We start from the raw sequence: 20,320 nt of genomic DNA, 5'->3' as shown, positions 1-20,320 counted from the left end.
TGCCTGTAAGGCCGCTATCGCGAGCAAGCTCGCTCCTGCACAGGGGCAAGGAAAAAACCATGAGCCTACTGACACGCCTGTTGGCGCGCGGCACCGTCGTGCTCGCCAACTCGGCCAACAAACTGCAATCGCTGCAAATGCGCCTGACCGCCGGCGAAGTGAACGACGACATGGAGCACTTCGAACCCTACGGCTTCACCAGCAACCCGCTGGCCGGCGCCGAAGGCATCGCCACCTTTCTCGGCGGCGATCGCTCCCATGCCATCGTGCTGGTGGTCGCCGACCGCCGTTTTCGCCTCAAGGCCCTGGCCCCCGGCGAAGTGGCGATCTACACCGACGAAGGCGACAAGATTCATTTCAAGCGTGGGCGGATCATCGACATCGAGACCGCCACCCTCAATATCCGCGCCAGCAGCGCGGTGCATATCGACACCCCGACCCTGACCCAGACCGGCAAGATCGTCTCTCAGGGCGACCAGGTTGCTGGCGGCATCAGCCAGATCCAGCACGTGCATGGCGGCGTGCAGTCGGGTAGCGGGCAGACCGGCGCGCCGGCGGGAGGCCAATGATGTTTATCAGCCAAGACCTGCACCGCGCACTGACCCGTGCCGTGCTGATCAGCCTGTTCACCTGGCGTCGCACGGCGGACGACGACCCGCTGGACGACGAGGAGCGCTTCGGCTGGTGGGGCGACAGCTTTCCCACCGTGGCCGACGACCGCATCGGCTCGCGGCTGTGGCTGCTACGGCGGGTCAAGCTGACCCGCCAGACCCAGCTCGACGCCGAGTTCTATGCCCGCGAAGCCCTGCAATGGCTGATCGACGATGGCCATTGCAGCGCGGTCGAGATCATCAGCGAACGTCTCGACGACCAGCGCCTGAACCTGCGCACGACGCTGGTCCTGGCCAACGGTGAACGCCTGGACATCAACCCCGATAACAGTTGGCAGGTGACCTATGCCCTTTGATACCCCTTCGCTGCCGGTGCTGATCAAGCGCACCCAAAGCGACCTGGCCAGCGATGCGCTGCGCCAGTCCGATGCGCAAGTGCTGGCCCGTACCCTCGGTGGCGCCGCCTATGGCCTCTACGGCTACCTGGACTGGATCGCCGATCAGATCCTGCCGGACAAGGCCGACGAGTCGACCCTGGAACGCATCGCCGCGCTGCGCCTCAACCAGCCGCGTAAGGCCGCCCAGGCGGCCAGCGGTTCGGTGATCTTCACGGCGGCGGCAGGCGCGGTGCTGGACGTCGATACCTTGCTGCAGGCCAGTGACGGCCGCACCTACAAAGTCACCGCCGCCCGCACCACCAGCGCCGGCAGCAACAGCACCACCGTCCAGGCCCTCGACGCCGGCACCCTGGGCAATGCCGAGGCCGGCCTGAACCTGATTCCGGTGCAACCGATCCAGGGCATCGGCAATACCTTCACCGTGCTCGCCCCCGGCCTGAGCGGCGGCGTCGCCGCGGAAAGCCTGGAATCGCTGCGCGCCCGGGTGATCCGCTCCTACCGCATCATCCCCCACGGCGGCTCGGCCCAGGACTATGAGACCTGGGCGCTGGAGTGCCCGGGGATTACTCGGGCGTGGTGCCGTGGCAGCTACCTGGGGCCGGGCACCGTGGGCCTGTTCGTGATGCGCGACGACGATGCGCAACCGATCCCGAATGCCGAGCAACTGGCGGAGGTAAAGGCTTACATCGAACCGTTGCGTCCGGTGACGGCCGAGTTGCATGTGCTGGCGCCGCAGCAGTCGCCCGTGACCTACAGCCTGCGCTTGTCGCCGGACACCAGTGCGGTGCGCGCGGCGGTCGAGGCCCAGTTGCGCGATCTGCACAACCGCGAGGCCGGCCTGGGCGACACCTTGCTGATCAGCCATATCCGCGAGGCCATCAGCAGTGCCGCCGGCGAGAACGATCACCGGCTCAGCGCGCCGGCCGCGGATGTTCCCGCCGCCAGTAACCAGTTGCTGACGTTCGGAGGTTGCGTATGGCTGGAGTAAGAACCGCCGCGCAATACCAGAGCCAGCTGCGCAGCCTGCTGCCCAGCGGCCCGGCCTGGGACCCGGAGCGGGTGCCGGAACTCGAGGAGGTGCTCGAAGGCGTGTCCCAGGAACTGGCCCGCCTCGACGCCCGCGCCGCCGACCTGCTCAACGAAATGGACCCGGCCGGTGCCAGCGAACTGGTACCGGACTGGGAGCGGGTGATGAACCTGCCCGACCCCTGCCTGGGCCCGACCCCGCTGTTCGACGACCGCCGCCTGGCGGTGCGCCGGCGGCTGCTGGCCGTCGGCAGCCAGGCGCTCGCCTACTACATCGAGATCGCCCGTAGCCAGGGTTATCCGAACGCCACCATCACCGAGCACGAAGCCCCGCGCATGGGCCGCGCACGTTTTGGTGACGCGCATTTCGGCACCTGGCAGGCGCAATTCATGTGGACGCTCAACACCGGTGGACGACTACTCCTGGGCCGGCGCTTTGGCGCGAGTTACTGGGGCGAGCGTTTCGGCATGAACCCGGGCTCGGCCCTGGAATGCCAGATCCACCGCAGCGCACCGGCCCATACGCGGGTGCATATCAATTATGACTAGGGGATAGACCGATGGATTATCCGAAGAGTGTGCCCAGTGCCGGGTTGGTCAATGGCAGGTTCGTCGATGAGAACCCGCTGACCGGCACCCCGGGATCGCTGATTCCGGCGGACTGGGGCAATGGGGTGACCCAGGAACTGCTGGCCGTGATCACGGCGGCCGACCTGACGCCCAGCGAGGCGAACCTGACGCAGCTGTTGAGCGCGATTCGCAGCATCAGCCGCAAGAGCGCGGGGCTCGGCATTCAGCGCTTCACCGCCAATGGCAGCTTCACCGTGCCGGAGGGCGTGACGAAGATCTGGCTGAGTGGGTGTGCGGGAGGAGGCGGTGGCGGCGCCTGCCCGGGAGGCACGAGTGTGACGTCTTCCGGTGGCGGTGGAGGCGGTGCCGGGCAGCCGGTTATCCGCTTTCCTGTCACCGTGACGCCGGGGCAGGTCATTCCCGTGGTGATCGGGGCGGCTGGGGTGGGTGCCAGCGCGGCGGTTCTCGCCACCGGTGGTGGTAACACGCTGGTCGGCTCGGCGGGGGCGATTTTGTCGCTGTCTGGCGGGAGTGGAGGAGGGTCTGGGGTCAATCTTTCTGGCTATGTCCCTGGCGCTAAGGGTGGGGCGGGTTTTCCGGAGGGCGGAGATGCGACGGATGTCTCGTCCAATACCGTTGCCGGTGTGGGTGGGGCCGGGGCCAGCGGACCATTCGGGGCTGGTGGCGGTATCCCCAGGTCAGGCACGACCTCTGGGGGACCGGGAAAGCCCGCTTACGGTTATGGCGCGGGTGGCAGCGGCGCGGGAGGCTATTACATCGCGGGTACCGGACTTGCCCAGCCTGGCGGCAATGGCGTGCCCGGTTTCATGCTGATCGAGTGGTGAAAACATGAGCAAACAGATTCTTTATTGCGTGACCTCGGGAACAGTCATCGATTGGCAGGACCTAGATCAATTCGCCTATGCCGCGCCTGCGCCGACCATGAAGGTACTACCGGTCACTGCCGAACAATGGAAGCGCAAAGACGCTCTGCACTATGTGCTGGAAGGCGAACTGACCCGGGTCGATGTTCCCCCACCCTCCGCGGCTCACTACTGGGACGGTAGCCAGTGGTCGCTGGACTCCCAGCAGGCCGCGGCAGCCGCGGAGCAAGAGGCGGAACAACTGTGCCAGCGAGTGGATGCAGAGGCTGACACCGCCCGGCAGATGATCAGTGGCGATCCGCTCAAGGCCGCGGAGTATGCCCAGGCCGCCAGCGACGCCCAGGCGTTCAAGGAGGCCGGCTACCCGAAAAAGGCGGTGCCTCTCGCGGTAAGCGCCTGGGTGGTGAAAGGCCGTACCGCCAGGGAAGCGGCCGACCAGATTCTCGACAAGGCCGCCGAGCTCAACAGCAAGCTGCTCGCACTTCGCACGCTGCGCTTGCAGGCAAAAGAGCGCATCCGGGCTCAGGCCAGCAAGGGCAAGCAGGAGGCTGCGAAAGACGCCTGCGAGGCAGCGATCGAGGCGATTCGCAAGGTTGCCAGCGACTGATCAGGTCTCTGTCGGGCCTGTCTTTCGTAAACATGCTATGGCGCTCACTGCAAAGTGGGCGGCTTTTCGCACATAGCTCCCTGAGCAAGGGAGATCGCAGGGCAATGATATGGATTATCCAAAAAGTATCCCCAGCGTCGGGCTGGTCAATGGCTGGTTTGTCGATGAGAACCCTCTTCTCGGAACGCCAGGTTCCTTGATTCCCGCTGCCTGGGGCAACGGGGTGACGCAAGAAATCCTCAATGTCATCAAGGCTGCCGGCCTGGCGCCGGACGAAGCGAAAAACGACCAGTTGGCGCTGGCGATTGCCGCACTGGTCGACTTCACCAAACTGAAGAACACCCCAACCACCTTGAGTGGATATGGCATCACTGATGCCGGTGGGCGTCTGTTGGCGGTGAAGCAGTTCGACACCGTTGGCGTCACAGTCTATCGCCCCAACCCCAAGGCCAGGCGGATTCGGGTCCGCCTGGTCGGTGCGGGAGGCTCAGGTGCCGGTTGTCCGCCGGTAGCGGCCACTTATCAAAGCCTGGGCGGTGGCGGAGGGGCTGGTGCCTATGCGGAGAGTCTTTACGACGTGACTCCGGAAATGCTGGCGGGTGTTCCCGTCACATTGGGCGCCGGTGGGGCCGCTCGAACCAGTGCGGGGGCCGCAGGAGGCGCAGCGTCGTTTGGCAGCTTCATGAGCGCCGCAGGGGGAGGAGGGGGGCAGATTCTAACCTTCGTGTCGAACACCCCTGGATTTGTCCAGGGCGGTATGGGGGGCCAAGTCGTAACGGGTGGCAACCTGGCCAATGCGCGCGGTGCAACGGGCGGTTATGCGATGAGTAATCCCAATTGGGGCCTGCTTTCCGGATGGGGGGCTGCCAGTCCATTCGATGGCGGCGGCCCCTTCAACGGGGTGAATGGCAATGGCAATGCGGGACAACGAGGTTCCGGCGGCAGCGGCAGCTGCTCGAGCAATCCATCTGCTTCATATGTGAGTGGCGCCGGCGGCAATGCCTTTTGTGAAATCTGGGAGTACGAATAATGGCCCTCTATGCACGAGTCGAAGACGACGTTGTCGTCGAGCTGATCGAGACCGGCAGCTTCATGATTTCTCAGCTGTTTGCCGCGGATTTTCTCAGTTCGATGGTCGCTGTCCCTGAGGGTGTCGAGGTTGAGCTGGGGAAGCCGATCCACCTTGCCGAACAGGTTGCGCCGCTTTCCCCCGTGGTGGACGTGGCGGCAGCAGTGGCGTTTGCTTCCGAAGTACGGGGCAAGGCGACTGACGAGGATGCTCCGGACCAGGCGCGCAAATGGCGCCAGTCCGTGTTGACGGACAGCCAATGGCTGGTAACCCGCCATCGGGATGAACAGGAGCTGGGACGGGGCACGACGCTGACGGCGAAACAGTATCTGGAGTTGCTCGAGTATCGCCAGGCACTGCGCGATTGGCCCGCCTCCGATAGCTTTCCCGAAATGACCGCCCGTCCGCCGATTCCAGAGTGGTCAGTGAGTTTTTTTCAGATAGCTGATTGATCGAGTGCTGCGTTTATTTCAAATAGATCAGCAGCGTATTTATCTGCATCGCGCTCATCACGCCCGCTTCAAGCGGGCTTTTTTTGGCGCGCAGTTGGCCGCTGTATGGCCCTGGTCCGCAGGTGGGCCAACAGAATTTATTATCAGGAGTAAGACCTTGGATTATCCAAAGAGTGTGCCCAGTGTAGGGCTGGTGAATGGAAGGTTTGTTGATGAAGAGCCATTGGCCGGCACGCCAGGCTCGCTTATTCCGGCAAGTTGGGGGAATAGCGTTACCCAGGAAATTCTCGGTGTAGTTCAGGCGGCGGGCATGACGCCGGACGAGGGGGCGAATGATCAACTGCTGGGTGCATTACGCAGTTCAACACTCTTTTCTACACCTCCTCGTTTTGACGTGAGTCGGTCGGTCGCTACTCCAGAGTTTGTACAGCGCGCGCTGGGTAATTACTCCAGCGCTCGAGGAATATCGGAAAGCACGCAACTGACCATTGCCGATGTCGGTTGCTCCATCGGCCTGGGTGGGACTACCGCCTTTACCGTCACCCTGCCGGATGTCTCGACTGTTCCAGATGGCGCGACGATCAGCTTGCATTGTCGTAGTAGCGCGCAAGTGACCGTGGCTAGCAAGAGCGGTGCGCAGATCAGTCCACAAGGAAACTATCTGAACTCCATCGTGATGAGCAGTGGTGAAAGTGCGAATCTGGTCCGGGAGTGGGGAGTCTGGACCGTTTATGGTACGGCTAGCCTCAAGTACTCCGCGTTGTATGGGGCTCAGCTTTCGACCGCGGGTTATCAGAAATATCCGAGCGGCTTGATTGAGCAATGGGTGTTAGGTGGGTCTGACGCCAATGGCGTTATGTCCCTGTCATTACCCATGAAGTTTCCCAATGCAATATTGGGAGGTATTGCTGACGAAGGCTATCCCGCAGGTTGGGGCGGTGCGAATGTTACGGTCTGGTCGTTTGATTTGAGTTCATCAAATACTTCAACAGCTGTCGCCCGTGTCAGATCGGTCGAAGTTGGGACCATTAGAGTGGCCGCGGGTATAACCGGGCGCATAGTTGTGTGGGGGCGATAACCATGAAGATTTATTTCTTTGCGAAAACCCTCGGTTTCGATGTTGTCGCCTCTGCGAACGAGGCCCCGCCAGAAGGCGCAGTGGAAATCAGCCAGGCTGAATATGCCGAACTCTTTGCCGGGCAGGGCGTGGGCAAGCGGATTGTGGCCAATGACAACGGTGCGCCCATTCTTGTCGACCCTGCCGGTCCCTCGCCTGAACAATTAGTTTCAATTGAGCGCGCCTGGCGTGACTCGGAGTTGCTCAAGACCGATGCGCTGGTCGCCAGACATCGTGATGAGCTGGAGTCTCAAGCCGCCACCACCTTGTCCGATGCCGACTACAACGCCCTGCAAGCCTATCGCTGCGATTTGCGCAGCTGGCCAAAGTCCCGAAAGTTTCCTGCCGTAACAGATCGCCCCGTGCTGCGAATGACTTCCGGCACTACAGGAGCGACGGTGAAAAGAAAGAGGGTGAGAAAGCCGGTGCAGATGACCGAGTCCGTTTGAGTTTATCGACTCTGTATTGGGCTTTGCCGAATGCTGAAGTTTTTTATGTTTAATTTGTATGAGGGCTAGACAGTGGACTACCCAAAGAGTGTACCGAGTGCCGGTTTGGTAAACGGAAAGTTTGTCGATGAAAATCCCCTCACGGGTATGCCAGGGTCTTTGATTCCGGCTGATTGGGGGAATGCTGTTACACAGGAAGTTCTGGAGGTTATTCGAGCAGCAGGGGATACGCCGAATGAGTCTGACAATTCGCAACTGAAAGCGGCGATTTCTGCTTTGATTTCAAAGAAACAAAGTGAAAATCTGGCTACTCAGGAAGAGGCGGAAGCCGGAATCAATACTGCCAAAACCATGTCGCCATTACGCGTGTTTCAGGCTATTGCCAAGAAGTTGGTCCAGGCATCGGAGTCTATCGCAGGTATTGTCAAAGTGGCTTCGCAGGCGGAAGTCAATGCCGGTGCAAGTGACACTTCTGTCGTGACTCCTAAAAAGCTTCGATTGGGCTTTCTGATAAGAATGGGGGCTTCCGGGTACATTGTTTTTCCTTCATGGATGGGCGGCCTGATCATTCAATGGATCACGGGGAGTGCAAGTCAGACTGCCAATAATAGCTACGGAGAGTACAACCCTTGGCCTCTGGCATTTCCCACTGCGCGTTTTCTTGCAGTTGCCACTCATGAAGGGACAGCTTCTGGAACCTTTCTAACGGTCTGCAATCCTCCGGGAGCAAGCAGTCTTACCGGGATTAATGTACGTTGCCCCGATTGGCCGTCGCAAACTATCGCCGCCCGGGTTATTGGCATAGGGTATTGAATATGTATTACTTTTCTCCTGAAACTTTCGGTTTCTATAACTCAGAACTGCACGGGAAAAATATTCCAGTAGACGCCTTCGTGATCAGTGATAAAGACTATGAATCACTGGTAATTGAGGCACTGTCTGGTACTGTTTTATCCCTGAATAGCAAAGGTTTTCCCGAGCGTATTTCCTCGGCATCCCAAAATACTCCTGAGGTTGAAAGGGCCTGGCGTAACAAGATTTTGGAGTCGACTCAGTGGCTGGTTATTCGTGACAACGAAGAGCTGGAAATGGGCGAAGGGACGACGCTGAATACCGAGCAGTTCAAGGAGCTTCTGGCTTATAGGCAGGCGTTGCGGGACTGGCCTTCAGCTGTCGACTTTCCTGATGTTGAATATCGACCTGTCGAGCCAGCCTGGCTTGAAAGTGTTCTCCAGGAGCACAAATGACCCTGTTTGTTCCGAACGTCCTCGACGCAGAGGAGGTAGAGTGAAATGCCTGTCACCCTTGAAATGATTCAACGCATCATGCCCAACGCCCGCTCCCAAGCGGGCGTTTTTGTTTCTGCGCTTAACACCGCCATGCTGAACCGCCATATCAACACGCCTAAACGTATGGCCGCCTTTCTCGCGCAGGTCGGTCATGAGTCGGGGCAGTTGCGTTATGTGCGGGAGCTGGGCAATGACCAGTACCTGAGCAAATACGACACCGGCAGCCTGGCGGCCCGTCTGGGCAATACCCCGGAGGCCGATGGCGACGGCCAGAAATACCGTGGCCGGGGTCTGATCCAGGTCACCGGTCGCGACAATTACCGGCAATGCAGCCTCGGATTGTTCGGTGACGAGCGTTTGCTGGCGTTGCCGCAATTGCTGGAACAGCCGCAGTGGGCCGCCGAGTCGGCTGCCTGGTTCTGGCAGCAGAACGGTCTTAACGAACTGGCCGACCGCGACCAGTTCAACAGCATCACCCGTCGTATCAACGGCGGCTTGAACGGGCTGGAGGGCCGCCTGCAACTCTGGGCGCGGGCGCGGGAGGTGTTATGCCAGCCTTCGGCCTGATGCCGCTGTCTTACCGGGCAATGGCTGTCGTCGTGCTGCTGGCCGTGGTGGCCGGCATCGCGGGGACGCTGGCCTGGCAGGTTCAGGAGTGGCGTTTTGGTCGGCAACTGGCGGAGCAGGCCAGGCTGCACGGCGAAGCGCTGAATCAGTTGAACCTGGCGGCCGCTGCCCGGCAGCGGGACGAGCAGGACAAACGCCTGGCCCTGGAGCAACAGCTGCAAGCCAGCGACCAAACCCATTACCGAGCCTTGAGCGATGCCCAACGTGATCAAGGTCGCCTGCGCGACCGTCTTGCCACTGCTGATCTGCGCCTGTCAGTCCTCCTCGACGCCCATGACCGCGCCGCCGGCTGCACAGTGCCTGCCACCCCCGCCGCCGGCGGCCTGGTTCATGGAGCCCCGCGAGCCCGACTTGACCCGGCGCATGCTCAACGAATTATCGGCATCACCGATGCCGGCGACCGGGGACTGATCGCCCTGCAGGCGTGCCAGGCCTACGTCAGGGCGTTGAACCGCTAAACATTTTGATCCGCTCCGTGCCTTGCAAGCGCGTATCGCTCGTGTACGGTAAGACCTCTGCCAACCCGATCAGGAGAGGACCGTGAACGAAATCACCCAGCTTGCCGCTGAACTTGGCAGGCGCCTGCAGATTCTGAACACCCACGTCACCACGGCCGAATCCTGTACCGGTGGCGGGATTGCCGAGGCCATCACCCGCATTCCCGGGAGTTCGGCCTGGTTCGAAGCGGGTTATGTGACCTACTCCAATCGGCAGAAGACCCAACAGCTGGCGGTGCCGGAAGCGCTGTTCGCTTCCGTCGGCGCGGTCAGCCGCGAGGTGGTCGAGGCGATGGTGCGGGGTGCGCAGGGCAAAAGCAGAGCGCGTTTTGCCGTGGCGGTCAGCGGCGTGGCCGGCCCGGATGGCGGTTCGCCGCAGAAGCCGGTGGGCACCGTATGGCTGGCCTGGGGCGTGGGAGAGGCGGTAACGGCCGAGTGCCGACACTTTGCCGGGAATCGGGACGATGTCCGCCGACAAACGGTGAAGGCCGCGCTAGAGGGCTTGCTGCAACATGCCGCGGCAGAAATCTCAAAACAGGGGTAGGCGATCCACGAACGCTGTGGAATAATACTGGCTACTTATACAGGTGTTGGCCGTCAGGCCTTATTGATTACGTGAGGACTTTAATGGACGACAACAAGAAGAAAGCCTTGGCTGCGGCCCTGGGTCAGATCGAACGTCAATTCGGCAAGGGTGCCGTAATGCGTATGGGCGATCACGACCGCCAGGCGATCCCGGCCATTTCCACTGGCTCTCTGGGTCTGGACATCGCACTCGGCATCGGCGGCCTGCCAAAGGGCCGTATTGTTGAAATCTACGGTCCGGAATCGTCCGGTAAAACCACCCTGACCCTGTCCGTGATTGCCCAGGCACAGAAGATGGGCGCCACTTGCGCCTTCGTCGACGCCGAGCATGCACTGGACCCGGAATACGCCGGCAAGCTGGGGGTCAACGTTGACGACCTGCTGGTTTCCCAGCCGGACACCGGTGAACAGGCACTGGAAATCACCGATATGCTGGTGCGCTCCAATGCCATCGACGTGATCGTGATCGACTCCGTGGCGGCACTGGTGCCCAAGGCCGAGATCGAAGGTGAGATGGGTGACATGCACGTGGGCCTGCAGGCCCGCCTGATGTCCCAGGCGCTGCGCAAGATCACCGGCAACATCAAGAACGCCAACTGCCTGGTGATCTTCATCAACCAGATCCGTATGAAAATCGGCGTGATGTTCGGCAGCCCGGAAACCACCACCGGTGGTAACGCGCTGAAGTTCTACGCTTCGGTTCGTCTGGATATCCGTCGTACTGGCGCGGTGAAGGAAGGTGACGAAGTCGTCGGTAGCGAAACCCGGGTCAAGATCGTCAAGAACAAGGTGGCTCCACCGTTCCGCCAGGCTGAATTCCAGATCCTGTACGGCAAGGGTATCTACCTGAACGGCGAGATCATCGATCTGGGCGTGCTGCATGGTTTCCTCGAGAAGTCCGGTGCCTGGTACAGCTACCAGGGCAACAAGATCGGTCAGGGCAAGGCCAACTCGGCCAAGTTCCTGCAGGACAACCCGGAAATCGGTAACGCCCTCGAGAAACAGATTCGCGACAAGCTGCTGGCTCCGACCGCTGATGTCAAAGCTTCGCCGGTCAACGAGACTATCGATGACATGGCCGACGCGGATATCTGATCGATCTGATGACCGCCGTACTCGATACCCTCGTCGCGGTGCGGCGAACCGCAATGGACCTGCTCGCGCGACGCGAGCACGGTCGAGTCGAGCTGACGCGTAAACTGCGTCAGCGCGGCGCCTCTCCCGAGATGATCGAAACAGCCCTTGACCGTTTGACGGAAGAGGGGCTGCTATCCGAATCCCGCTACCTCGAAAGTTTCGTTTCCTATCGTGCCCGTTCCGGCTACGGTCCCATGCGTATTCGCGAAGAACTCAGCCAGCGCGGTTTGCAGCGTGCCGATATCGAACTCGCCTTGCGTGAGAGCGGCATCGACTGGCAAGCACAACTGGAGGATGTCTGGCGGCGCAAGTTTGCCGGGCATTTCCCGATAGATGCCAAGGAGCGTGCCAAACAAGGCCGCTTTCTGGGGTATCGGGGATATTCGATGGACATGATCGGCCGCTTGCTGAGCGGCCGAAGGGTGGACGATTGACCTGTAGGGCCCGCGAGTCGAATGCGCGGGCCTCTGCTTTTGGGCTCAAGTGACCTTGATCGGTTCTCTCGTGCGTTGTTGCGCCTTGGCCTGATTCACCGCCCAGTTTTCCGGCAGGTTGATGAAGTCGATCAGTTCGCGCAGGCGGCCATTGTCGCGGGCGTTGAAGGTGAACGACAGGCGTGCCAGATGGCTGAACTCCGGTTCGTTGTGCTCCTCGACATTGTAGGCATGTTGATGGAAGCGATCGCTCAGGCACAGGTCGGCGAAAGCCGTCTGCATCTGCTCGAGCGCCGGTTCGCTGAGCTTGTGATTCATGCGAATGACAAACTGATGTTTCAGCCAGCGGCTGGAGTGGAAGTTGCTGTAGAACTGGTTGATTTCTTCGACCGCCTCCTCGGTGTTGTGCGCCAGGCGCATCAGCTTCATGTCGGTTGGCAGGATGTAGCGGTTGTTCTCGAGCTGGTTGTGGATAAAATCCAGCGCCCCTTGCCAGAAGGTTCCTCCCGGGACATCCAGCAGCACCACCGGTACCAACGGGCTCTTGCCGGTCTGGATCAGGGTCAGTACTTCCAGCGCCTCATCAAGCGTGCCAAAGCCACCCGGGCATAACACCAGGGCATCGGCTTCCTTGACGAAGAACAGCTTGCGGGTAAAGAAGAAGTGGAAGGACAGCAGGTTCTCCGTGCCGTCCACCGTCGGGTTCGCATGCTGCTCGAAGGGCAGGGTGATGTTGAACCCCAGGCTGTGATCGCGACCGGCACCTTCGTGGGCCGCGGCCATGATGCCGCCACCGGCACCCGTGATGACCATCAGGTCGGAGCGGGCCAGGGCCGCGCCGAGTTCTCGTGCCAGGCCATACAGCGGGTGTTCGATCGGGGTGCGCGCGGAGCCAAATACCGTCACCTTGCGTCGCCCCTTGAACTGTTCCAGCACGCGGAAAGCATGTTCCAGTTCGCGCAGGGCCTGCAGGGTGATTTTTGCGTTCCAGCGGTTGAGATCGTCCTGGGCCATGCGCAGGACGGTGAGAATCATGTCGCGATAAAGAGGAATGTTGGGGCTGTTGGGAGCGATCAGGTTGAGTTGTTCTTCGACCTTGCTGAGGTCGATACCGTTGCTCTGAAAATGACGACTGAGGAGGTCATTCGGTTCGTAAGGCATTCAACTTCTCCTTCTGCACAGAACCTTTGACACGAACGAAGCATTCGTTGGTATCACGACACTGCATGTGTCGCTGTCAGCCCGGCTTTGGCGGCTGATTCGCCAGGGTGGAAAAACCCTGACGTGGCCAGCGGGCCATCCATACAGGTTCTGCTATTCCTTGATTTAGAAAGCATGTGCACTGCAAGACGCGCTTGGGCGGCCTCCGGATCCACCCAGGAAAATTCAGCATGAACACTTTGAAATCTAGACCTTCATGATGATTCGCGCTGACTTGATCATGGGCCTCGAAAGTCGGGGCTGGCAATCACTTATTAGCGGTGGCGTGCAGCGTATTCACCGCCTGTCTGAACGCATGTCGACCGGTGGAGGCTCTGATTTACTAAGTTACAGCGCTAGCAAGACAGCTTGGCGTCAAAGGGCAGGATGCACAGGTCGGGGTTTTCGCGCAGGTAATGGCGAGTGGGGCACGGAGGCTGGTCATGCACAAAGTCGTACTGGAAATAGATGCGCAGCTGTATCAACTGCTGAAGTCAGCGGCAGACGCCAATCATCTGACTCTTGAAGAGGAATGCCGACGCCGGCTTGAAGGTGGGGAACGCCGTTCGAGCTATTTGCAGGCCCTGTTGGCGGAGCTGCGGGCCGATGATCAACAGCGGCACGCAGCGGGACACTGAATTACTTTTTCTTCTTCGTCGGGGCCGGGCAGTCCGACTCCTGGAAGCGTGCCGAGGCGACCGGGCGGTTGGTGCGGTTCTCGGTGAATTCGTAGCGCATGATCGCGCCCTTGGCCATCAGCTTGCGGTAGTTCGGGTCACGGCAAACGCTGGCGCCCAGTTGCAGGTAGACCGCCTTGGGGTTGGCGCGCATTTTTTCCGCGTGTTCGGCCTGGACGCTGAGGTGGTTGATCAGCTCCTTGCCTTCGACGGTATAACCCTGGTCGAGGATGTTCTCGTTGACTTCCCGAGGCGTGCCGACGTTACTTTCCTCGGCGGTTTTCTGCAGGGTCTTGTTCAGTTCGAAGTCTTGCAGCGATGCAGCCTGAGCACTGAACGGCAAGGCCAGCAGAAGGGCGGCGGTGGGAACGATAAAGCGCAACATGAAACTCTCCTGGTTCAGTGACTGATGCTTCGACCAGTCACGCGACTGTGCGTTCAGTGGCGGCAAATTATAGGGGAGCGAGGGTAGGCGGTACAGGTTTGAGCAGAGAGCTCTGATAAACTTGTGCGAATTTTCAGCTTTCCGAGTTCTTTTCGTGTCGATTCCTCCTTTCTGCCAGGGCGGCTTCTAATGAGTCATGCTGTATCCCGCCTGCGTGCTCAACGTCTGGCGCGTGCCGTCAGACCTTTTACCGCCCGGGGTTCCCGGGCGGAGCGCTGTGCGGGCTGTCGGGTGATTCCCAGCCATTGCATGTGCGCCTGGCGCCCCAAGGTTTCTGCGCAGTCGGCGATGTGCCTGATCATGCATGACGTCGAACCCATGAAGCCGAGCAATACCGGCTGGCTGATCGCCGATGTCATAGAAGACACCATGGCGTTCCCCTGGTCGCGAACAGAAGTCGACCCACAATTGCTGGCCTTGCTGGCCGATCCCCAGTGGCAGCCTTATGTGGTGTTCCCCGGAGAGTTCGTCGCGCCACAGCGGGTGGTGAACGAAGTCCGCCTGGAGGCGGGCAAGCGCCCGTTGTTTATCCTGCTGGATGCGACCTGGAGCGAAGCGCGCAAGATGTTTCGCAAAAGCCCTTATCTTGAGCATTTGCCGGTATTGAGCCTGGAGCCCGAGCAGTTGTCGCGCTACAAGCTGCGGCGTTCCAAGCGCGATGACCATTTCTGTACCGCGGAGGTTGCGGCGCTGTGCCTGGAGTTGGCCGCGGACCGGCAGGCCGGCGAAGTGCTGGATGCTTATCTGGATGTGTTCAGCACCCATTATCTGTCGGCCAAGTTCCAGCTTGAGATCGATCCCGATGATGAGACGCACACGCGCCTCAAGCCTTTTCTGTAAGACCTGAGGCAAGGGACTGGAATTTTTTGGCCAGAGCTGTGCCACCAGCATCCCGCTCAGCATCGAGGCGCAGCCGCGCGGGCGTGGCTTTGCATGATGGCACTGTTATTAGTTAGCAAGCTAAGATGCCGCACAGCCCGAAGCTTGACCACCCCGGCTTCGCTGGGCATGCTTGGCGCCGATTAGGGCGCGACCGATCTTTGAAACGCCGCATTTCCGGGCTCTTGGCGTTGATCGTGCTCTTTGGGTGCAGCATTCTGGCTGACACCTGTGTTGCCTTGGCGAGGACCGAATGCATCGGTGCTCCCATAAAAAACAGGATCATTTGAAAAATGGCCACATACGAAATCCTGATTGCCGATGACCACCCTCTCTTTCGTAGCGCACTGCATCAAGCGGTGACCCTGGGCCTCGGCCCGGATGTCCGTCTGGTGGAAGTGGCGAGCATTGCCGAGCTGGAAGCCCGCCTGACCGAAAAGGCCGATTGGGACCTGGTGCTGCTGGACCTGAACATGCCGGGCGCTTACGGCTTTTCCGGCCTGGTGCTGTTGCGTGGTCAGTACCCGCAGATTCCGGTGGTGATGGTGTCGGCACAGGAAGAAGCATCAGTGATGGTGCGTTCACGCGAATTTGGCGCCAGCGGTTTTATTCCCAAGTCCAGTTCTCTCGAAGTCATTCAACAGGCCGTGCGCAGCGTGCTCGACGGCGATGTCTGGTGGCCGCCACAGGCCTTCGAAGAGGTCAGCGTCTCCGCCGAGGCCAAGGCGGCCAGCGAAGGCCTGGCGAGCCTGACGCCACAACAGTTCCGTGTGCTGACCATGGTCTGCGAGGGGTTGCTGAACAAACAGATCGCTTATGAGCTGAGCGTTTCGGAAGCCACCATCAAGGCCCATGTGACGGCAATCTTTCGTAAGCTGGGGGTGCGGACCCGCACTCAGGCGGCGCTGCTCCTGCAACAACTTGAGTCAATTTCCAGCCAGTAACTGGCTCTTTCTTCACGCTTTTTTGACTTTTGTTGAACTAGCTTTCCCATTCCTTATTGTTCTAGTTGCCTATTTATGTCGCCTTTCAAAGGTCAAACCGGTCTTAAACGCATCCTCAATGCCTCGGGATACTCCTTCGATGGCCTGCGGGCCGCCTTCACCGGCGAAGCTGCGTTTCGTCAGCTGGTGCTGCTCAACGTGATTCTGATCCCCGTGTCTTTCCTGCTGAATGTCAGCCGGGTCGAGCGGGCGTTGCTGATAGCTGTCTGCTTGCTGGCGCTGATTGTCGAACTGCTCAATTCGGCGGTCGAGGCGGCGATCGACCGCATCTCCCTGGATCGACATCCACTGTCGAAAAATGCCAAGGACATGGGCAGCGCCGCGCAACTCGTGGCCTTGAGCATGATTAGCGTGGTCTGGGCAGTGATCCTTATCTAAGGAATGCTCGGCAGCACGATCTCGTCGCTGCGCTGCACCCCGGCGGTAAAGGCGCGGCAGAGCTCAAGGAACTCGCGCATGGCCGAGGTCTGATATTTCTGTTTGTGCCAGATGAAGTAGAACTGCCGGGCCAGGTCCAGGTCCGGCGTCTCTACCGGCACCAGGCTGCCACGCCGGAAGGCGTCGCGCAGCGCCAGCCTGGAAATGCAACCAATCCCCAATCCCGACTCCACCGCGCGCTTGATCGCTTCGGTGTGTTCCAGTTCGAGCCGGATATTCAGCGCGCTGCGGTGATGACGCATGGCCTGGTCGAAGGTCAGGCGCGTGCCCGAGCCTTGTTCGCGCAGGATCCAGGCTTCGTGGGTCAGTTCCTCCATGCTCGCATGGCCGCGTTTGGCCAAGGGGTGCTGCGGGGCGCAGAACACTACCAGCTCATCCTCGACCCAGGTTTGTACTTCGATGTCCGGGTGGCTGCAGTCGCCTTCGATTAGACCCAGGTCAATTTCGTAGTGGGCGACCTGTTGCACGATATGCGCAGTGTTCTGCACATGCAGTTTGACCTGGCTCTCCGGGTGGACCTGCATGAAGCTGCCGATCAACAGGGTCGCCAGGTAATTGCCGATGGTCAGGGTCGCGCCCACCGACAACGAGCCGAAGCCGGATTTGCCGTTGAGCAGGTCTTCGATCTCCTTGGCCTGGTCCAGCAACGCCACCGCCTGGGGCAGCAGCTGTTTGCCCAGGGCGTTGAGGCTCAGGCGCTTGCCGGCGCGATCGAACAACTGGCAACTGGATTGCCGTTCCAGTTCGGTAATCGAAGTGCTTGCCGCGGATTGGGAAAGGGCCAGCAGGCCGGCAGCACGAGAAACGCTCTCTTGCTGGGCGACGGCGACGAATACTTGCAGTTGACGGAGAGTAAATCGCATATCGATATAACCGATAACCCTTATCTTAATAATCCAGTTAACAGATATTGTCGCCGCCATTAGAATGCTGTGCAATTGCGTTCGGCTCGCTTGTCGCAGAGCAGGCGCCGACAACTTTCCAGGAGTCCCCCGTACATGAGCAACATGAACCACGAGCGTGTCCTCAGTGTTCATCACTGGAACGACACTCTGTTCAGCTTCAAGTGCACCCGCGATCCGGGCCTGCGCTTCGAGAACGGTCAGTTCGTGATGATCGGCCTGCAACAGCCCAACGGCCGCCCGCTTATGCGCGCTTACTCGATTGCCAGCCCGAACTGGGAAGAGCATCTCGAGTTCTTCAGCATCAAGGTTCCCGATGGCCCGCTGACTTCCCAGCTGCAGCATTTGAAGGAAGGCGACGAGATCATCATCAGCAAGAAGCCTACCGGTACCCTGGTACTGGACGACCTGAAGCCTGGCAAGCACCTGTACCTGCTCAGCACCGGCACCGGTCTGGCGCCGTTCATGAGTGTCATCCAGGATCCGGAAACCTACGAGCGTTTCGAGAAAGTGATCCTGTGCCACGGCGTGCGTTACGTCAACGAAGTCGCCTACCGCGAGTTCATCACCGAGCACCTGCCGCAGAACGAGTTCTTCGGCGAAGCGCTGCGTGAAAAACTGATCTACTACCCGACCGTGACCCGCGAGCCGTTCGAGAACGAAGGCCGCCTGACCGACCTGATGCGCAGCGGCAAGCTGTTCAGCGACATCGGCCTGCCGCCGATCAACCCGCAGGACGACCGCGCCATGCTGTGCGGCAGCCCGAGCATGCTCGACGAGACCAGCGAAGTGCTCAACAGCTTCGGCCTGACCGTTTCGCCACGCATGCGCGAGCCGGGTGACTACCTGATCGAGCGCGCCTTCGTCGAGAAGTAAGCGACTCGCAGCACAGAAAAAAGCCCGCGTTGCCTGAGAAGGCAGCGCGGGCTTTTTCGTTTCCGGTTGCCGGTCAGCGCGCGGGGACCACTTCCAGGACCTGGATCAGGCCCGGCTGCGGGTAGTGCCAGCGTACGTCCAGATCCCAGAACTGCGCGCCGTATTCCCGTTCCGGGGTGGGCATCTGGTAGGCCGGGCGTGGGTCCTGGGCCAAACATTGTTCGATCAGCTCCACCAGCGGCTCCTGCAGGCGGTGAGCGTGCGTATGAGCCTGTTGCAGGGCGTTGTCGCTCCACTGCACCGGTATCAGCGCCGGCGCCGCGCTGGCGATGCTGTTGCTCGCGCTGTCGATGATGTCGGCGTAAGGCACGTAGGGCTTGATATCGAGAATCGGCGTGCCGTCCAGCAGGTCGATGCCGGAGATCCACAGGCGATTGGCCTCGACCTTGTCCAGCTTGACCACCGACTGGCCAATGCCGTTGGGCCGGTGGGTGGCGCGGGTGGCGAAGACCCCCATGGACTTGTTGCCGCCCAGGCGCGGCGGGCGGACCTTGAGCCGCGGTTTGTCTTCCAGTGCCTGGTGAAACAGGAACAGCAGCCAGACGTGGCTGACCTGTTCCAGGCCCTGCACCGCGTCGCCCTGGTCGAAGGGCGCCACCAGCTCCAGCACGCCACGGGCCGCCGGGGCCAGTTGCGGCTGGCGCGGGATGGCGAACTTCTCCTTGAAGCAGGAACGCACGAAGCCGATGGGGGAAACGCTGTAGGTCATTTTGCAAGCCTCAAGTTGCAAGCTTCGAGCTACAAGCTTTGAACTTGCAGCTTGTAGCTTTCTTAAGCCCTGACGCGCAGGGTCAGGCCCTTGAGGAAGTTGCGCAGCAACTGGTCGCCGCACGGGCGGTAGTTGGTGTGGCCGAACTTGCGGAACAGCGCGCTCAGCTCGGGCTTGGACACTGGGAAATCGGCGGCCTTGAGGATGGCGTGCATGTCGTCTTCCTTCAGCTCGAAGGCGACCCGCAGCTTCTTCAGGATGATGTTGTTGGTCACCGGCAGTTCGATCGGCAGCGGCGGACGGCTTTCGTCCTTGCCACGCTTGAAGATCACCAGGCCATCGAGGAAGTGCGCCATGACCTCGTCCGGGCAATGCACGAAACCTTCTTCCTCGTCTTTTTTCAGGTAGCCGACGATGTCGTCCAGGCTCACGTCAAAGCCGGTGAGCTTGATGATCTCGACGACCTTCTTGTCGCTGATGTCGAGCATGTAGCGCACGCTGCGCAGTACATCGTTATGAATCATGTCTACAGTCCTGGTCTGTTCACGTTGAGCGCCGCATGTACGCGCGGCGTCTGAATGGGTGTCGGCCTAGAATTTCTCTTTGGCGGACAGGTAGCGCCATTGACCGACCGGCACCTTGCCGATGGAAACCCCACCGATACGGATGCGGCGAATGGCGACCACTTTCAGGCCTACCGCTTCGCAGAGCTGGGCGATCACGCCCGGTTGCGGGTTCTTCATGGCGAAGCGCAGGCGGTTTTCGTTCTGCCAGCTGGCCTTGACCGGCGGTAGTTCGCGGCCCTTGTAAGTCAGGCCGTGGTTCAGGCGGTTGAGACCGTGGGCGACCATCTCGCCTTCCACCTCGACCACGTACTCCTGCTCGATCTTGGCCGCATCGGCGGTCAGCTTGCGCAGGATCTTCCAGTCCTGGGTGAACACCAGCAGGCCGCTGGCGTTGGCTTGCAGGTCGGCGCTGGCGGTCAGGCGCAGGAAGTGGCCCTTGAGCGGCCGTTTGCCGAAGCGGTGTTCCTCGGACAGGCTGGCGGCGCTCAGCGACTGCATGGCGCTGTCGACGTCCTGGCCGGCCGGTACGTTCAGCAGCAGGGTCACCGGCTCTGGCGCGGTGGCCTTGGCCTGCGGGTCGAGCTCGACTTTCTGGGTGTCGACCTTGAACTGCGGCTCGTCGATGACCTCGCCATCCACGGTGACCCAGCCGCCCTCGATGAACAGCTCAGCCTCCCGGCGGGAGCAGCCGACGAGTTCGATGAGGCGTTTGGAGAGACGAATCGGGTCAGTCATGACAGGGGCCGTAGCAAAAGGGGGCAGGCATTGTACCTGCCCGGCGCCGGTTAATCGCGGGTCCATTTGCCCGCTGT

At 60.6% G+C, this 20,320-nt stretch carries 28 protein-coding genes; 22 read left to right on the top strand and 6 right to left on the bottom strand.

Annotation, left to right across the window (positions count from 1 at the left end; all coding sequences use genetic code 11):
- The first annotated feature begins 59 nt into the window (after nt 1-59).
- The 17 genes from BMY68_RS19295 to recX all read left to right on the top strand — a co-directional run bounded on the left by BMY68_RS19295 (nt 60) and on the right by recX (nt 11,752).
- Nucleotides 60-569 (top strand): phage baseplate assembly protein V, encoded by a 510-nt coding sequence (locus BMY68_RS19295; RefSeq protein WP_009042427.1) that lies wholly within the window; start codon nt 60-62, stop codon nt 567-569.
- On the top strand, nt 569-967 hold the full coding sequence (locus BMY68_RS19290; RefSeq protein ID WP_085529972.1) for a phage GP46 family protein: 399 nt from the start codon (nt 569-571) through the stop codon (nt 965-967). The genes BMY68_RS19295 and BMY68_RS19290 overlap by 1 nt, the downstream gene beginning before the upstream one ends.
- Nucleotides 957-1,997: a baseplate J/gp47 family protein gene (locus BMY68_RS19285; RefSeq protein WP_085529973.1), complete on the top strand. Its 1,041-nt coding sequence runs from the start codon at nt 957-959 to the stop codon at nt 1,995-1,997. Before BMY68_RS19290 ends, BMY68_RS19285 begins: the two co-directional genes overlap by 11 nt.
- Nucleotides 1,985-2,584: a YmfQ family protein gene (locus BMY68_RS19280; RefSeq protein ID WP_062823510.1), complete on the top strand. Its 600-nt coding sequence runs from the start codon at nt 1,985-1,987 to the stop codon at nt 2,582-2,584. Before BMY68_RS19285 ends, BMY68_RS19280 begins: the two co-directional genes overlap by 13 nt.
- An 11-nt stretch (nt 2,585-2,595) precedes the next feature.
- Complete coding sequence (locus tag BMY68_RS19275; protein WP_085529974.1) at nt 2,596-3,450, top strand: glycine-rich domain-containing protein; 855 nt, start codon at nt 2,596-2,598, stop codon at nt 3,448-3,450.
- A 4-nt stretch (nt 3,451-3,454) separates the two neighbouring features.
- Nucleotides 3,455-4,096: a hypothetical protein gene (locus BMY68_RS19270; RefSeq protein WP_085529975.1), complete on the top strand. Its 642-nt coding sequence runs from the start codon at nt 3,455-3,457 to the stop codon at nt 4,094-4,096.
- 109 nt (nt 4,097-4,205) lie between these two features.
- Entirely contained in the window at nt 4,206-5,126 is a 921-nt protein-coding gene (locus BMY68_RS19265) for a glycine-rich domain-containing protein (RefSeq protein WP_085529976.1), read from the top strand.
- The gene (locus BMY68_RS19260) at nt 5,126-5,617 is read left to right on the top strand and encodes a tail fiber assembly protein (protein ID WP_062823507.1); all 492 of its coding nucleotides are present in this window, start codon (nt 5,126-5,128) and stop codon (nt 5,615-5,617) included. The genes BMY68_RS19265 and BMY68_RS19260 overlap by 1 nt, the downstream gene beginning before the upstream one ends.
- A 157-nt stretch (nt 5,618-5,774) precedes the next feature.
- On the top strand, nt 5,775-6,695 hold the full coding sequence (locus BMY68_RS19255) for a gp53-like domain-containing protein (protein ID WP_085529977.1): 921 nt from the start codon (nt 5,775-5,777) through the stop codon (nt 6,693-6,695).
- Between the two features lie 2 nt (nt 6,696-6,697).
- A complete protein-coding gene (locus BMY68_RS19250) occupies nt 6,698-7,183 on the top strand; it encodes a tail fiber assembly protein (RefSeq protein WP_139214893.1) in 486 nt (161 codons plus the stop codon).
- A gap of 72 nt (nt 7,184-7,255) precedes the next feature.
- Entirely contained in the window at nt 7,256-7,996 is a 741-nt protein-coding gene (locus BMY68_RS19245) for a gp53-like domain-containing protein (protein ID WP_085529978.1), read from the top strand.
- 2 nt (nt 7,997-7,998) lie between these two features.
- Entirely contained in the window at nt 7,999-8,430 is a 432-nt protein-coding gene (locus BMY68_RS19240) for a phage tail assembly chaperone (protein WP_085529979.1), read from the top strand.
- Nucleotides 8,431-8,475: 45 nt separating this feature from the next.
- A complete protein-coding gene (locus tag BMY68_RS19235) occupies nt 8,476-9,039 on the top strand; it encodes a glycoside hydrolase family 19 protein (protein ID WP_085529980.1) in 564 nt (187 codons plus the stop codon).
- Nucleotides 9,021-9,557, top strand: a complete 537-nt coding sequence (locus BMY68_RS19230; RefSeq protein WP_009042438.1) for a lysis system spanin subunit — start codon at nt 9,021-9,023, stop codon at nt 9,555-9,557. Before BMY68_RS19235 ends, BMY68_RS19230 begins: the two co-directional genes overlap by 19 nt.
- Nucleotides 9,558-9,639: 82 nt before the next feature.
- A complete protein-coding gene (locus BMY68_RS19225) occupies nt 9,640-10,140 on the top strand; it encodes a CinA family protein (RefSeq protein WP_007923943.1) in 501 nt (166 codons plus the stop codon).
- Between the two features lie 83 nt (nt 10,141-10,223).
- Nucleotides 10,224-11,276, top strand: a complete 1,053-nt coding sequence (recA, locus tag BMY68_RS19220; RefSeq protein WP_007923942.1) for a recombinase RecA — start codon at nt 10,224-10,226, stop codon at nt 11,274-11,276.
- An 8-nt stretch (nt 11,277-11,284) separates the two neighbouring features.
- Nucleotides 11,285-11,752: a recombination regulator RecX gene (gene recX, locus BMY68_RS19215; protein ID WP_007923941.1), complete on the top strand. Its 468-nt coding sequence runs from the start codon at nt 11,285-11,287 to the stop codon at nt 11,750-11,752.
- Nucleotides 11,753-11,797: 45 nt separating this feature from the next.
- Here the strand turns inward: recX and BMY68_RS19210 are convergent, their stop codons facing one another.
- Complete coding sequence (locus BMY68_RS19210; protein WP_062823502.1) at nt 11,798-12,913, bottom strand: LOG family protein; 1,116 nt, start codon at nt 12,911-12,913, stop codon at nt 11,798-11,800.
- Between the two features lie 482 nt (nt 12,914-13,395).
- Between BMY68_RS19210 and BMY68_RS19205 the strand changes: the two genes are divergently transcribed.
- Nucleotides 13,396-13,590, top strand: a complete 195-nt coding sequence (locus tag BMY68_RS19205; RefSeq protein ID WP_007923939.1) for a hypothetical protein — start codon at nt 13,396-13,398, stop codon at nt 13,588-13,590.
- A 1-nt stretch (nt 13,591) separates the two neighbouring features.
- On the opposite strand, the gene BMY68_RS19200 is transcribed toward BMY68_RS19205, so the two are convergent.
- Nucleotides 13,592-14,014, bottom strand: coding sequence for a PA3611 family quorum-sensing-regulated virulence factor (locus BMY68_RS19200; protein WP_009042441.1), 423 nt, complete (start codon nt 14,012-14,014; stop codon nt 13,592-13,594).
- A gap of 189 nt (nt 14,015-14,203) precedes the next feature.
- On the opposite strand from BMY68_RS19200, the gene BMY68_RS19195 reads away from it, so the two are divergent.
- The 3 genes from BMY68_RS19195 (at nt 14,204) to BMY68_RS19185 (ending at nt 16,335) form a co-directional block, all read left to right on the top strand.
- Entirely contained in the window at nt 14,204-14,914 is a 711-nt protein-coding gene (locus tag BMY68_RS19195; protein WP_009042442.1) for a tRNA-uridine aminocarboxypropyltransferase, read from the top strand.
- A gap of 332 nt (nt 14,915-15,246) precedes the next feature.
- Nucleotides 15,247-15,897, top strand: a complete 651-nt coding sequence (gene erdR / locus BMY68_RS19190) for a response regulator transcription factor ErdR (protein ID WP_007923933.1) — start codon at nt 15,247-15,249, stop codon at nt 15,895-15,897.
- Nucleotides 15,898-15,972: 75 nt separating this feature from the next.
- Nucleotides 15,973-16,335 carry a diacylglycerol kinase gene (locus BMY68_RS19185; protein WP_009042443.1) on the top strand — a complete coding sequence of 121 codons (363 nt, stop codon included), beginning with the start codon at nt 15,973-15,975 and terminating at the stop codon, nt 16,333-16,335.
- Here BMY68_RS19185 and BMY68_RS19180 read toward each other — a convergent pair.
- Complete coding sequence (locus BMY68_RS19180; protein ID WP_007923931.1) at nt 16,332-17,258, bottom strand: LysR family transcriptional regulator; 927 nt, start codon at nt 17,256-17,258, stop codon at nt 16,332-16,334. The two genes, BMY68_RS19185 and BMY68_RS19180, sit on opposite strands and share 4 nt — an antisense overlap.
- A 135-nt stretch (nt 17,259-17,393) precedes the next feature.
- Here BMY68_RS19180 and fpr point away from each other — a divergent pair, with 135 nt between their 5' ends.
- Entirely contained in the window at nt 17,394-18,173 is a 780-nt protein-coding gene (gene fpr / locus BMY68_RS19175) for a ferredoxin-NADP reductase (RefSeq protein ID WP_007923929.1), read from the top strand.
- A 73-nt stretch (nt 18,174-18,246) separates the two neighbouring features.
- Here fpr and tsaA read toward each other — a convergent pair whose 3' ends face one another.
- The 3 genes from tsaA to BMY68_RS19160 form a co-directional block, all read right to left on the bottom strand.
- Nucleotides 18,247-18,942, bottom strand: coding sequence for a tRNA (N6-threonylcarbamoyladenosine(37)-N6)-methyltransferase TrmO (gene tsaA, locus BMY68_RS19170; RefSeq protein ID WP_085529981.1), 696 nt, complete (start codon nt 18,940-18,942; stop codon nt 18,247-18,249).
- A gap of 62 nt (nt 18,943-19,004) precedes the next feature.
- A complete protein-coding gene (locus BMY68_RS19165; RefSeq protein WP_007923927.1) occupies nt 19,005-19,466 on the bottom strand; it encodes a YehS family protein in 462 nt (153 codons plus the stop codon).
- A 66-nt stretch (nt 19,467-19,532) separates the two neighbouring features.
- The gene (locus BMY68_RS19160; protein WP_025806691.1) at nt 19,533-20,243 is read right to left on the bottom strand and encodes an rRNA pseudouridine synthase; all 711 of its coding nucleotides are present in this window, start codon (nt 20,241-20,243) and stop codon (nt 19,533-19,535) included.
- Nucleotides 20,244-20,320 lie beyond the last annotated feature (77 nt).

The sequence above is a fragment of the Pseudomonas sp. NFACC41-3 genome (assembly GCF_900109505.1).
Classification (GTDB): Bacteria; Pseudomonadota; Gammaproteobacteria; order Pseudomonadales; family Pseudomonadaceae; genus Aquipseudomonas; species Aquipseudomonas chlororaphis.
Note: the sequence above shows the minus strand (reverse complement) of the source record. Positions and strands in the feature narration are given on the sequence as shown.

What these genes read in the sequence shown, in the direction of transcription:
- BMY68_RS19295 (WP_009042427.1), top strand. Translation starts at nt 60, where the DNA reads ATGAGCCTACTGACACGCCTGTTGGCGCGCGGCACCGTCGTGCTCGCC.
- BMY68_RS19290 (WP_085529972.1), top strand. Translation starts at nt 569, where the DNA reads ATGTTTATCAGCCAAGACCTGCACCGCGCACTGACCCGTGCCGTGCTG.
- BMY68_RS19285 (WP_085529973.1), top strand. Translation starts at nt 957, where the DNA reads ATGCCCTTTGATACCCCTTCGCTGCCGGTGCTGATCAAGCGCACCCAA.
- BMY68_RS19280 (WP_062823510.1), top strand. Translation starts at nt 1,985, where the DNA reads ATGGCTGGAGTAAGAACCGCCGCGCAATACCAGAGCCAGCTGCGCAGC.
- BMY68_RS19275 (WP_085529974.1), top strand. Translation starts at nt 2,596, where the DNA reads ATGGATTATCCGAAGAGTGTGCCCAGTGCCGGGTTGGTCAATGGCAGG.
- BMY68_RS19270 (WP_085529975.1), top strand. Translation starts at nt 3,455, where the DNA reads ATGAGCAAACAGATTCTTTATTGCGTGACCTCGGGAACAGTCATCGAT.
- BMY68_RS19265 (WP_085529976.1), top strand. Translation starts at nt 4,206, where the DNA reads ATGGATTATCCAAAAAGTATCCCCAGCGTCGGGCTGGTCAATGGCTGG.
- BMY68_RS19260 (WP_062823507.1), top strand. Translation starts at nt 5,126, where the DNA reads ATGGCCCTCTATGCACGAGTCGAAGACGACGTTGTCGTCGAGCTGATC.
- BMY68_RS19250 (WP_139214893.1), top strand. Translation starts at nt 6,698, where the DNA reads ATGAAGATTTATTTCTTTGCGAAAACCCTCGGTTTCGATGTTGTCGCC.
- BMY68_RS19240 (WP_085529979.1), top strand. Translation starts at nt 7,999, where the DNA reads ATGTATTACTTTTCTCCTGAAACTTTCGGTTTCTATAACTCAGAACTG.
- BMY68_RS19235 (WP_085529980.1), top strand. Translation starts at nt 8,476, where the DNA reads ATGCCTGTCACCCTTGAAATGATTCAACGCATCATGCCCAACGCCCGC.
- BMY68_RS19230 (WP_009042438.1), top strand. Translation starts at nt 9,021, where the DNA reads ATGCCAGCCTTCGGCCTGATGCCGCTGTCTTACCGGGCAATGGCTGTC.
- recA (WP_007923942.1), top strand. Translation starts at nt 10,224, where the DNA reads ATGGACGACAACAAGAAGAAAGCCTTGGCTGCGGCCCTGGGTCAGATC.
- recX (WP_007923941.1), top strand. Translation starts at nt 11,285, where the DNA reads ATGACCGCCGTACTCGATACCCTCGTCGCGGTGCGGCGAACCGCAATG.
- BMY68_RS19210 (WP_062823502.1), bottom strand. Translation starts at nt 12,913, where the DNA reads ATGCCTTACGAACCGAATGACCTCCTCAGTCGTCATTTTCAGAGCAAC.
- BMY68_RS19205 (WP_007923939.1), top strand. Translation starts at nt 13,396, where the DNA reads ATGCACAAAGTCGTACTGGAAATAGATGCGCAGCTGTATCAACTGCTG.
- BMY68_RS19200 (WP_009042441.1), bottom strand. Translation starts at nt 14,014, where the DNA reads ATGTTGCGCTTTATCGTTCCCACCGCCGCCCTTCTGCTGGCCTTGCCG.
- BMY68_RS19195 (WP_009042442.1), top strand. Translation starts at nt 14,204, where the DNA reads ATGAGTCATGCTGTATCCCGCCTGCGTGCTCAACGTCTGGCGCGTGCC.
- erdR (WP_007923933.1), top strand. Translation starts at nt 15,247, where the DNA reads ATGGCCACATACGAAATCCTGATTGCCGATGACCACCCTCTCTTTCGT.
- BMY68_RS19185 (WP_009042443.1), top strand. Translation starts at nt 15,973, where the DNA reads ATGTCGCCTTTCAAAGGTCAAACCGGTCTTAAACGCATCCTCAATGCC.
- BMY68_RS19180 (WP_007923931.1), bottom strand. Translation starts at nt 17,258, where the DNA reads ATGCGATTTACTCTCCGTCAACTGCAAGTATTCGTCGCCGTCGCCCAG.
- fpr (WP_007923929.1), top strand. Translation starts at nt 17,394, where the DNA reads ATGAGCAACATGAACCACGAGCGTGTCCTCAGTGTTCATCACTGGAAC.
- tsaA (WP_085529981.1), bottom strand. Translation starts at nt 18,942, where the DNA reads ATGACCTACAGCGTTTCCCCCATCGGCTTCGTGCGTTCCTGCTTCAAG.
- BMY68_RS19165 (WP_007923927.1), bottom strand. Translation starts at nt 19,466, where the DNA reads ATGATTCATAACGATGTACTGCGCAGCGTGCGCTACATGCTCGACATC.
- BMY68_RS19160 (WP_025806691.1), bottom strand. Translation starts at nt 20,243, where the DNA reads ATGACTGACCCGATTCGTCTCTCCAAACGCCTCATCGAACTCGTCGGC.